We start from the raw sequence: 11,947 nt of genomic DNA on the forward strand, positions 1-11,947 counted from the left end.
AAACATGCGGACATATAAAGAAGTACTGGAAGATGGAATCCAGATTCTGAATGCTGCTGCAATCGAAGAAGCCAGGTTAGATGCCTGGCTCCTTCTGGAGTATGCGGCAGATATTACAAGAGCATGGTATTATGCGCATATGGATGATATGCTGGCCACAGAAACAGAGGCACGTTATCTTGCTCTGTGTGCAGAGCGTGCACAGCATATCCCACTGCAGCATCTGACCGGACGGGCATATTTTATGGGCTATGAATTTTATGTGGATGAAAGAGTGTTGGTTCCACGGCAGGATACAGAAGTCCTGGTAGAAGAAGCACTCAGCCATCTGAAGGACTGTACAGCCCCGAAAGTTCTGGATATGTGTACCGGTTCCGGCTGTATCCTTCTGAGTATCCTCAAAGAAAGAGAGGATGCAGAAGGAACCGGAGCGGATATTTCAGAGGATGCACTGGCAGTGGCAAAAGAGAACCGGAGACGGCTTGGACTGGAAAAACGGGCAGTTTTTGTACAAAGTGATACATTTTCTGCGGATTATTTTCAGAAAAACAGTGGAAATACAAGTTCGGAATATGATATGCTTATTTCGAATCCGCCTTATATCCGAACACAGGATATACAGGAACTGATGGAGGAAGTACGGCTTCATGATCCGATGCTGGCACTGGACGGAAAAGAGGACGGACTGTACTTTTACGAGAAAATTACGGCGCATGCCGGAGACTATCTGAAACCAGGTGGCTGGCTGATGTATGAGATCGGCTGTGACCAGGGACAGGAAGTTGCTGAGATTCTGAAGAAAAACAGATTTACAGATATAGAGATCAAAAAAGACCTTGCCGGACTGGACAGGGTTGTGATCGGAAAATTGCAGACGCAGGAGGAACAGAATGTTTGATAAACTAGAAGATTTGCTTGTGCGTTTTGAGGAAGTCCTGAACGAGTTGGGAGAGCCGGGCGTGACGGATAACCAGGAACGCTTTCAGCGGTTGATGAAGGAACAGAGTGAACTTCAGCCAATCGTAGATGCCTACAGAGAATACAAAGAAAACAAAGAGACCATACAGGACAGTCTGTCCATGCTGGAAGAAGAAAAAGACGAAGAAATGCGTGAGATGCTGAAGGAAGAACTTTCAGATGCAAAGAAACGTGTGGAAGAACTGGAAACAGAGCTGAAGATCCTTCTTCTTCCGAAAGACCCGAATGACAGCAAAAACGTAATCGTAGAGATCCGTGCAGGCGCAGGTGGCGATGAGGCAGCCCTGTTTGCGGCAGAAATCTATCGCATGTATGTAAAATACGCAGAATCCCGTCGCTGGAAAACAGAAATGATGAGTCTGAATGAAAATGGAATTGGTGGATTCAAGGAAGTAACCTTTATGATCCAGGGACAGGGCGCATATTCCAGACTGAAATATGAGAGCGGTGTTCACCGTGTACAGCGTGTCCCGGAGACAGAATCCGGCGGACGTATCCATACATCTACCTGTACTGTAGCAATCATGCCGGAAGCAGAAGAAATCGATTTCCATCTGGATATGAATGACTGTAAATTTGACGTGTTCCGTGCGTCCGGTAATGGTGGACAGTGTGTCAATACCACAGACTCTGCGGTACGTCTGACACATATTCCGACAGGTATCGTAATTTCCTGTCAGGATGAGAAATCACAGCTTAAGAATAAGGATAAGGCACTTAAGGTACTGCGCTCCCGTCTGTATGAGATGGAACTGGCAAAGCAGCATGATGCGGAGGCTGAAGCGAGAAGAAGCCAGATCGGTACCGGAGACCGTTCCGAAAAGATCCGTACTTACAATTTCCCGCAGGGACGTGTGACGGATCACAGAATCAAACTGACGCTGCATCGCCTGGACAGCATCCTTGGCGGAGACCTGGATGAGATCCTGGACAGCCTTATTGCCGCAGATCAGGCAGCAAAACTGAGTTCATTAAATGAGGAAGAATAAAAAATACAAAACTAACAGGAGGAAATATTTATGAAAAAGACAGCATTAGTCATTATGGCAGCAGGTATTGGAAGTCGCTTCGGAAAAGGAATCAAACAGCTCGCACCGGTAGGACCGAACGGAGAGATCATCATGGATTATTCCATTCATGATGCGCTGGAAGCTGGTTTCAATAAGGTGGTATTCATCATTCGTAAGGATCTGGAAGAAGAATTCCGTCGTGTGATCGGAGAGAGAATCGAAAAGATCACAGAAGTAGAGTATGCATTCCAGTCTCTGGAAGATCTTCCGGCAGGTTTTGAAAAACCGGCTGACCGTACAAAACCGTGGGGAACAGGCCAGGCTGTTCTGGCTGCAAAGGCAGTACTGAACGAGCCATTCATGGTAATCAATGCGGATGACTATTATGGAAAAGAAGCTTATGTAAAAGTACATGATTATCTGGTACAGGAGCAGCCGGATGATGGTATCCTTCATATCTGCATGGCAGGATTCCGCCTTGGAAATACCCTGAGTGATAACGGAAGCGTTACCAGAGGAATCTGCCATATTGAGGATGGGGCACTGACAGGTGTTACAGAAACACACAACATCTTTAAGACAGCAGATGGTGCAGAAACCCGCGATGATAACGGCAATACAGAGACACTGGATGTAAAGAGCCTTGTTTCCATGAATATGTGGGGACTGACACCGGTATTTATGGATACTCTGGAAAAAGGATTTGTAGAATTTCTGCAGGGAAGCAAAGAAGGAGATATCAAGAAAGAATATCTGCTTCCGGAAATGATCGACCGTCTGATCAAAGATGGCAAAGCAAAAGTAGATGTTCTGGAGACAAAGGACACATGGTTTGGAGTAACTTATCAGGAAGACAAAGCTTCTGTAACAGCAGCTTTTGAAAATCTGGTAAAAGAGGGCGTATACCCGGCAGATCTTTACAAATAATCAGTGGTCGACGAAGCGATACAGAATTGTGTGCATAAACAGGCACAGTGAGGAGTTTAAAATGGGTAAATATTTTGGAACAGATGGTTTTCGTGGAGAAGCAAATATTCAGTTGACAGTAGATCACGCATTCAAAGTAGGACGCTATGTGGGCTGGTATTACGGCCGTGAGCACAAAGCCAAGATCGTGATCGGTAAGGATACAAGACGCAGCAGTTATATGTTTGAGTATGCACTGGTTGCGGGACTTACTGCATCAGGTGCAGATGCTTATCTGCTTCATGTAACGACAACACCAAGTGTTTCCTATGCAGTACGTACAGAAGATTTTGACTGTGGAATCATGATCTCAGCGAGCCACAATCCGTTTTATGACAATGGAATCAAACTGCTGAACGGAAACGGACAGAAGATTGAGGCGGAAGTAGAGGCAAGAATCGAAGCATATCTGGATGGCAAGATCGAGGAGCTTCCTTATGCTACCCGTGAAGATATCGGACGTACAGTGGATTTTGCATCCGGACGTAATCGCTATATCGGTTATCTGATTTCTATCCCATGCCGTGATTTCAAAAATATCAAAGTTGGTCTGGACTGCTCAAACGGAAGCTCTTCTGCGATCGCAAAGAGTGTGTTTGATGCGCTCCGTGCAAAGACATATGTCATCAATAACGAGCCTGACGGAACAAATATCAACAGAGGCTGTGGTTCCACACATATTGAGGTGCTTCAGAAATATGTGGTAGAGAATGGTCTGGATGTTGGTTTTGCATATGATGGAGATGCAGACCGTTGTATCGCAGTGGATCACAAAGGAAATATCATTGATGGAGATAAGATCCTGTATGTATGCGGAAAATTCCTCAGATCTCAGGGCAAGCTGAACGGAAATACAGTAGTCACAACGGTTATGTCCAATATGGGACTTTATAAGGCATTTGAGGCAGAGGGAATCTGCTACGAGCAGACTGCTGTTGGTGACAAATACGTGGCAGAGAATATGCTGGAGAACAACTACAGCATCGGAGGCGAACAGTCCGGTCACGTGATTTTCAGCCGCTATGCAGCAACAGGTGATGGAATCCTTACTTCTCTTATGATCATGGAAGCATGTGTTGAACAGAAAGCAACACTGTGTGATCTTGCAAAAGAAATGAAGGTATATCCGCAGATCCTTCGAAATGTACGTGTAGCTGACAAAAAGACTGCCAGAGAGAATCCGAAAGTTGTAGAAGCAGTAGAGACAGCAGCAAAGGCACTTGGCACAGACGGACGTATCCTGGTGCGTGAAAGTGGTACGGAACCACTGATTCGTGTCATGGTAGAGGCGGGAACACAGGAAATCTGTGCAGAACACGTCAATAACGTGGTACGTGTCATGGAAGAAGAAGGACTTATTGTAGAATAAGTTCTTTGCAGCAGAAAAATTAAAGGATATCAATGAAAAATAAAAGAATGCTATGGATGCTGACAGCCGGACTGGGAATCTGTGCCCTTACCGGCTGTGGCGGAGAAGAAAAAAAGGTATATAAGCAGGCAGCGGTGGATCTGGAACAGGGCAGCTACGATTATGCCCTGCAGGGATTTCAGTCTTCCATTTCTTCCAGATACAAGACTACGGAGTCTTATCGGGGAGCGGGAATTTCCAATCTGCATCTGGGAAATTATCAGGATGCGATCGACTGTTTTACCAGTGGACTGGATAACGAAAAAGCAACGAAAAAGCTGAAAAAGGACATGCTTGCCTATCGTGCGACAGCAGAACTCAAAGCGGACCTCTATGAAGCAGCGATGGCTGACTGTCAGACTCTGGCAGAAGAATATACGATGGATGCGGATACGTATTATCTGACTGGCTGCGTGGCACTTGCGATGGATTCTTATGATGAGGCTTCTTCAAATTTTACAGAAGCGTATTCAGCAGATGCCACATACGATATGGCAATCCAGATCTATGAAGCATATCTGGAAAAGGATATGGAAGCAGACGGAACCAGATATCTGGAGCAGGTACTGCAGACAGAGCCAAAGGATGCAGCCGATTACTGTGACAGAGGAAAAGCTTATTATTACATGCAGGATTATACCAACGCACAGAAAGAACTGACAGAGGCGGTAAATAAGAAAAGTACAGAGGGAATGCTCCTTCTGGGAATGGTTTATCAGGCTCAGGGAGATACGGCAAATGCGAGAGCCATGTATCAGCAGTATGTGGAGGCGGATGGAAGTGATCCGGCGAGAGGATATAATGGACTTGCACTCTGTGACATGGATGAAGGCTCGTATGACAGCGCACTGGAAAATATCAGCAAAGGTCTGGAGGATGCATCTACAGAAGAAATGCAGGATCTTTACTTTAACGAGATCGTGGTATATGAGAAGCAGCTTGATTTTGCGACTGCGTTGAGTAAGATGCAGGAATATATCAAGATGTTTCCGGATGATGAGAATGCTGCAAAAGAGCTGACATTCCTTCAGTCACGTAACGGAGAACTCAGTAATGATACAGCTTCAGATACAACATCTGATACGGCTGAGGATACATCTGCAGACACAGGAGATTCTTCTGACAGTTCTGACGGATACGATGAATCCGGCGAAGAGGAGTACTGATCTATGCAGTTTTATGACTTCAAAGAAATAGAAGAACGCGTCATTCTGATCGGTGTACAGACAGAGCAGGATGAGGATGTGGCAGCATCTCTGGATGAGCTGGAGGAACTGGCTTCCACGGCGGGAGCAGTGACAGCCGGCAAGGTAATCCAGAATCGTGAGGCGGTTCATCCGGGGACATACATTGGCAAAGGAAAGATCGAGGAAGTGGCTGCACTTCTGAAAGCACTGGATGCCAATGGTGTGATCTGTGATGATGAACTGTCTCCGGCACAGATGAACAACCTGGAGAGGGAACTGGGATGCAAAGTAATGGACAGAACACTGCTGATCCTGGATATTTTCGCCCGTCGTGCAACAACCAGTGAGGGTAAGATACAGGTAGAACTTGCACAGCTTCGATATCGTTCTGCAAGACTGGTCGGTCTGAGAGAATCGTTATCCAGGCTGGGCGGTGGAATCGGAACAAGAGGTCCGGGAGAGAAAAAACTGGAGACAGACCGTCGTCTCATCCGTACCAGGATCTCTGCACTGAAAGCAGAGCTTGCACAGGTAGAAAAGCACAGAGAGCTGATCCGTGGAAAAAGGACCAGAGGCAATCTCAAGACTGCGGCGATCGTGGGCTATACAAATGCGGGCAAATCGACGCTTTTGAATACGCTGACCGGTGCAGGGATCCTGGCAGAAGATAAGCTGTTTGCAACACTGGATCCGACTACACGTGTACTGGAACTGAAGGATGGACAGCAGATTCTTCTGACGGATACGGTAGGCTTTATACGAAAACTGCCGCATCATCTGGTCGAGGCATTCAAGAGTACGCTGGAAGAGGCAAAATATGCAGATTATATCATTCATGTCGTGGATGCTTCCAATCCGCAGGCAGAACTGCAGATGCATACAGTTTATGAGACTCTTCGTGAACTGGGGGCAACAGGAAAGAAAATCATTACGCTTCTGAATAAGCAGGACCGCGTGCAGGGAGAGCAGATGCGGGATTTCCGGGCGGATTATACGGTGAAGTGTTCGGCACGTACCGGAGAAGGCCTGGAAGAATTTAAAGAGGTTCTTGCAAAACTTCTTGCAGAGAGCCAGGTCTATCTGGAAGAACTGTATGATTACAAAGAGGCGGGCATGATTCAGATGATCCGTGAGTATGGCAGCCTGATCTCTGAAGAATATCGGGAAGATGGAATTTTTGTTAAGGCCAGAGTACCGGCGGAAATCTTTGTTTCGGTGATTCCGAAAGCCCGAAAATAAAGGAAAAACAGCGAAAAATATAAAAAACAGACAACACCATATAGTTGTGCATTTGTATTATCGGCACAATATATGGTGTTTTTTGTCTATTGACGGATAGATAAGAGTCTGATACAATAGGTTCTACACGGTTGCTGTGAATGAAGAAAACAGCAATCAGAGGTGCAGATTCACGGACATGAGTTTGTTCGTATTTATGAATACAGGTGCAGCAGTAGAGGGAGGAATGTTAACATGTTTCAGGTAGTAAAACGAGATGGAGAGATTGCTGAATTTCAGATGAATAAGATCACAGCAGCGATCGATAAGGCGTTTGATGCCAAAGAAAAAAATTACAGTAAAGATATGATCGACCTTTTGGCCCTTCGTGTTACTGCAGATTTTCAGAATAAGATACAGGATGGCAAGGTAACGGTAGAGGATATCCAGGACAGTGTGGAGAATGTTCTGATCCAGGCCGGATACAGCGATGTTGCCAAGGCTTATATCCTTTATCGCAAACAGAGAGAAAAAATCCGTAATATGAAATCTACGATCCTTGATTACAAAGAGATCGTAGACAGTTATGTGAAGGTTGAAGATTGGCGGGTAAAGGAGAATTCCACCGTTACGTATTCGGTAGGCGGACTGATCTTAAGCAACTCCGGTGCAGTTACTGCCAATTACTGGCTGTCAGAGATCTATGACAATGAGATCGCAGATGCACACAGAAATGCAGATATCCATATTCATGATCTGTCCATGCTGACAGGATACTGTGCAGGATGGTCTTTGAAACAGCTGATCAAAGAAGGTCTGGGCGGAATCGAAGGCAAGATCACATCCGCACCGGCGAAGCATTTAAGTGTGCTCTGCAACCAGATGGTGAACTTCCTTGGAATCATGCAGAATGAATGGGCCGGCGCGCAGGCATTTTCTTCTTTTGACACATACCTGGCTCCATTTGTAAAAGTGGACAACCTGACTTATCCGGAAGTTAAGAAATGTATTGAATCCTTTATTTACGGCGTAAATACACCGAGCCGCTGGGGAACACAGGCACCGTTCTCAAACATCACACTGGACTGGACAGTTCCGGACGACCTGGCAGAGCTTCCTGCGATCGTAGGCGGCAAAGAGATGGACTTCAAGTACAAAGACTGCAGGAAAGAAATGGATATGGTCAACAAGGCATTTATTGAGACGATGATCGAGGGTGATGCCAACGGACGTGGCTTCCAGTATCCGATCCCGACCTATTCTATCACAAAAGAGTTTGACTGGTCTGATACAGAGAATAACCGTCTTCTGTTTGAGATGACTGCCAAATACGGAACACCGTATTTTTCAAATTATATCAACAGTGATATGAAACCAAGTGATATCCGCAGCATGTGCTGCCGTCTGCGTCTGGATCTTCGTGAACTGCGCAAAAAGAGTGGTGGATTCTTCGGCTCCGGTGAGAGTACCGGTTCGGTAGGTGTTGTTACGATCAATATGCCGAGAATCGCATATCAGTCCAAGACACCGGAGGAATTTTACAGAAGACTGGATCATCTGATGGATCTGTCTGCAAGATCTCTCCACATCAAGAGAGAAGTGATCACCAAACTTCTGAATGAGGGATTGTATCCGTACACGAAGAGATACCTGGGAAGCTTTGACAATCATTTTTCTACCATTGGTCTGGTGGGCATGAACGAGGCTGGTCTGAATGCCAGATGGCTGGGATGTGATATGACTGATGCACGTACACAGAAATTTACCAAAGAAGTTCTGACACATATGCGCAATCGTCTGTCAGACTACCAGGAGGAGTATCCTGGTGAACTGTTCAATCTGGAAGCAACTCCGGCAGAATCTACGGCATATCGTCTTGCCAAACATGACCGCAAGCGCTGGCCGGACATCCGTACAGCCGGAAGCAAAGGAGATACACCGTACTATACCAACAGCTCTCATCTGCCGGTAGAATTCAGTTCAGATATCTTTGATGCTCTGGATATTCAGGATGAGCTGCAGACCCTGTATACCTCAGGTACAGTATTCCATGGATTCCTTGGCGAGAAACTTCCGGACTGGAAGGCAGCAGCATCTCTGGTACGCAAGATCGCAGAGAACTATAAACTTCCATATTACACGATTTCTCCTACCTATTCAGTATGTAAGGAGCATGGATATTTAAGCGGTGAGCACTTTACCTGTCCGAAATGTGGCAAAAAAGCAGAAGTCTACAGTCGTATTACAGGATACTACCGTCCTGTACAGAACTGGAACGATGGTAAGGCACAGGAGTACAAGAACCGTACACTGTACGATGTGCTTCATTCCAAGCTCAAGAAAGTCCACACCAGCATGGTAACTGTGACAGACGACGATGTGAAGATCGAACCGGTGGAAACACACAAATATCTGTTTACCACAAGCACCTGTCCGAACTGCCGTATGGCAAAGAAGATGCTGGAAGGAGAAGACCTGGAGATTATTGATGCAGAAAAGAACCCGGATCTGGCACGGCAGTTTGGTATTATGCAGGCTCCGACACTGGTCATCACGGACGGAGAGCATCTGAAGAAATACGTAAATGCATCCAATATCCAGAAATATGTGGATGAAGAGCTGGATGACTGATCTGAGTTGTGGATAAGTGTTTCGGAAATGACAATAGATGAAAGTAAAAGGAATCCTCGTGGGGCAGAAAAGCTTCACGGGGATTTTTTTAACATGACAGTACCTGATATTATTTTAGGACTAATATTATTTTGGTTTGCAAAACTTTACATTTGAGAAAAACGTGAGTATAATGGTATTCATTGGTATATTATGCAATATTGATTAACTTTTATGCAGAGGATGAGGAGAGAGAACAATGATCAAACAGAACATCGTATTTATTGAAAATAGAGCAGGAAGTCTTCAGAAAGTTACTGGCCTTCTGGCAGAAGCAGGTATTGATATCTATGGATTTGCATGCTTTGATGCACCGGAATTTGCACTTTTCCGTATGGTGACAAATCAGGCAGATGAGGCAGAGAAGCTTCTGACTGAAAATGGATATATGAACCGTGTGACGGAAGTTATCGCTGTAGATATCAAGGATGAGGTCGGCGGACTGAATACCGTACTGCAGGTACTTGGAAACTGCAATGTAAATCTTGATTATATTTATACATCTTATCACAGAGGAAACAGCCTTCCGATCATGATTCTTCAGACAGATGATGTGTTTGTAACAGAGAATGTGCTGAGTAATAATGGATTCCGTGTGCTGAATTCTCTGGAGGACTGATACGATCATGAATAAAACGAGTTTTCGGAAAGGTCTTCAGGATGGAATTCCGATTGGTCTGGGATATTTTGCAGTATCCTTTACGTTTGGTATCATGGCGATCCAGTCAGGCCTGACAGCGTGGCAGGCAGTTCTGATCTCACTTACGAACCTTACTTCCGCGGGTCAGTTTGCCGGTATTGGCATTATGGCAGCAGGCGGTTCTCTGTGGGAGATGGCACTGACGCAGCTTGTTATCAACTTAAGATATTGTCTGATGTCTTTTTCTCTGTCGCAGAAGCTAGAGAAAGGTGTTTCGAATGGACATCGCCTGGCAGTGGCTTTTGGTGTGACGGATGAGATCTTTGGTGTCAGCGCAAGCCAGGAGGGACGCATCAGCCCGTGGTACAATTATGGCGTGATGTGTATTGCGATTCCAGGCTGGTCGCTGGGAACGCTGGCAGGAGCCGTTTCCGGCAGTCTGCTTCCGGACTTTCTGGTAAGTGCCCTGAGCGTGGCAATTTATGGAATGTTCCTTGCAGTGATCATTCCTCCGGCAAAGAAAAATCGTGCCGTACTTGGTGTTGTGATCGGAGCTATGGCAGTGAGCACACTGTTTGCAGTTGTTCCGGGACTTAATAAAGTATCGACCGGTTTTGTGATCATCATTACGACCCTGCTTGTGGCGGGACTGGCGGCACATTTTTGTCCGATCAAAGAAGAAACAGAGGAAAAGGAGGCGGCAAACTGATATGAGACCAAACGCATATCTTTATATTCTGGTGATGGCAGGTGTGACCTATCTGATCCGTATGCTTCCGCTGGTTCTTTTTAAGAAAGAGATCACCAGTCCTTTTGTAAAATCCTTTCTGTATTATGTACCGTATGCCTGTCTCGCTGCGATGACATTTCCGGCAATCCTGACAGCGACCGCAGGAGGCATCATCTCCGGGGCAGTGGGACTTATTGTCGCGCTGATCGTGGCATATCGTGAAAAAAGTCTTCTTACGGTTGCACTGTTTGCGTGCGCGGCGGTATTTATTGTAGAACGTATTATGGGATTCCTGATGTAGAAGTCAGGAGTCCTTTTTTTTCGAAAACAGTTAGCTCCGGCAAATTTTCTTGACAAACCAGATAGTCTGAACTAACATAAGTATAGATACGACTAACCGATGCGAGTCGGGAATGTATGAAAAGGAGAAACCTATGTTTTTGGAAATAAGGGACATCAAAAAATCATTTGGCTCAGGGGACAGCAAGGTAGACGTTCTCAAAGGGCTGGATCTCGACATTGAGAAAGGAGAATTCTGTGTACTGCTGGGACCGTCCGGTTCCGGTAAATCCACTCTGTTAAATATTATCGGGGGAATCGAAAGTGCAGATGGAGGAAGTATTTCCATCGAAGGTGAAAAGCTGGCAGATATGAAGGAGAAGAAGCTTTCTCAGTATCGCAGGAAACATCTGGGATATATCTTTCAGATGTATAATCTGATCCCGAACCTGACAGTCCGTGAAAATATTGAAGTCGGGGCATACTTAAGCGACCGGGCGCTGGATGTGGATGAGCTTCTGCACACTCTTGGCCTTTATGAGCACCAGAGAAAACTTCCGAATCAGCTTTCCGGTGGCCAGCAGCAAAGGACGGCAATCGGACGTGCAATCGTAAAGAATCCGGATATCCTGCTCTGCGATGAGCCGACAGGTGCTCTGGATTACAATACGTCTAAAGAAATCCTGAAGCTGATTGAGACCGTCAACCAGAAATACGGCAATACTGTCATCATGGTAACACACAACGATGCGATCAAGGACATGGCAGACCGTGTAGTCAAGCTGCGTGACGGTATGATCCGCAAAAATTATCAGAATGAACATAAGATTCCTGCTATGGATCTTGACTGGTAAGGAGGCG

General features: G+C 45.8%; 11 protein-coding genes. All 11 read left to right on the forward strand.

The window, feature by feature from the left end; translation table 11 throughout:
• Positions 1 to 4: 4 nt before the first annotated feature.
• The 11 genes from prmC (at position 5) to KQI91_RS03875 (ending at position 11,940) form a co-directional block, all read left to right on the forward strand.
• Positions 5 to 898: a peptide chain release factor N(5)-glutamine methyltransferase gene (gene prmC / locus KQI91_RS03825; protein WP_216391550.1), complete on the forward strand. Its 894-nt coding sequence runs from the start codon at positions 5 to 7 to the stop codon at positions 896 to 898.
• On the forward strand, positions 891 to 1,967 hold the full coding sequence (gene prfA, locus KQI91_RS03830) for a peptide chain release factor 1 (protein ID WP_216391551.1): 1,077 nt from the start codon (positions 891 to 893) through the stop codon (positions 1,965 to 1,967). The genes prmC and prfA overlap by 8 nt, the downstream gene beginning before the upstream one ends.
• A gap of 30 nt (positions 1,968 to 1,997) precedes the next feature.
• Entirely contained in the window at positions 1,998 to 2,915 is a 918-nt protein-coding gene (locus KQI91_RS03835) for a nucleotidyltransferase family protein (protein WP_216391552.1), read from the forward strand.
• Positions 2,916 to 2,976: 61 nt separating this feature from the next.
• The gene (glmM, locus tag KQI91_RS03840; protein WP_216391553.1) at positions 2,977 to 4,323 is read left to right on the forward strand and encodes a phosphoglucosamine mutase; all 1,347 of its coding nucleotides are present in this window, start codon (positions 2,977 to 2,979) and stop codon (positions 4,321 to 4,323) included.
• A 32-nt stretch (positions 4,324 to 4,355) separates the two neighbouring features.
• A complete protein-coding gene (locus KQI91_RS03845) occupies positions 4,356 to 5,528 on the forward strand; it encodes a tetratricopeptide repeat protein (protein WP_216391554.1) in 1,173 nt (390 codons plus the stop codon).
• A gap of 3 nt (positions 5,529 to 5,531) precedes the next feature.
• The gene (gene hflX, locus KQI91_RS03850; protein WP_216391555.1) at positions 5,532 to 6,788 is read left to right on the forward strand and encodes a GTPase HflX; all 1,257 of its coding nucleotides are present in this window, start codon (positions 5,532 to 5,534) and stop codon (positions 6,786 to 6,788) included.
• A 234-nt stretch (positions 6,789 to 7,022) separates the two neighbouring features.
• Positions 7,023 to 9,398 carry a ribonucleoside triphosphate reductase gene (locus KQI91_RS03855; RefSeq protein WP_216391556.1) on the forward strand — a complete coding sequence of 792 codons (2,376 nt, stop codon included), beginning with the start codon at positions 7,023 to 7,025 and terminating at the stop codon, positions 9,396 to 9,398.
• A gap of 238 nt (positions 9,399 to 9,636) precedes the next feature.
• Positions 9,637 to 10,056 carry an amino acid-binding protein gene (locus KQI91_RS03860; RefSeq protein ID WP_216391557.1) on the forward strand — a complete coding sequence of 140 codons (420 nt, stop codon included), beginning with the start codon at positions 9,637 to 9,639 and terminating at the stop codon, positions 10,054 to 10,056.
• Between the two features lie 7 nt (positions 10,057 to 10,063).
• Positions 10,064 to 10,786, forward strand: a complete 723-nt coding sequence (locus tag KQI91_RS03865; RefSeq protein WP_216391558.1) for an AzlC family ABC transporter permease — start codon at positions 10,064 to 10,066, stop codon at positions 10,784 to 10,786.
• Between the two features lies 1 nt (position 10,787).
• Complete coding sequence (locus tag KQI91_RS03870; RefSeq protein ID WP_216391559.1) at positions 10,788 to 11,108, forward strand: AzlD domain-containing protein; 321 nt, start codon at positions 10,788 to 10,790, stop codon at positions 11,106 to 11,108.
• A 133-nt stretch (positions 11,109 to 11,241) separates the two neighbouring features.
• Positions 11,242 to 11,940: an ABC transporter ATP-binding protein gene (locus KQI91_RS03875; RefSeq protein ID WP_216391560.1), complete on the forward strand. Its 699-nt coding sequence runs from the start codon at positions 11,242 to 11,244 to the stop codon at positions 11,938 to 11,940.
• Positions 11,941 to 11,947: the final 7 nt, after the last annotated feature.

This window comes from Blautia sp. MSJ-19, from assembly GCF_018918125.1.
In the GTDB taxonomy this organism is placed as follows: domain Bacteria; phylum Bacillota; class Clostridia; order Lachnospirales; family Lachnospiraceae; genus Blautia_A.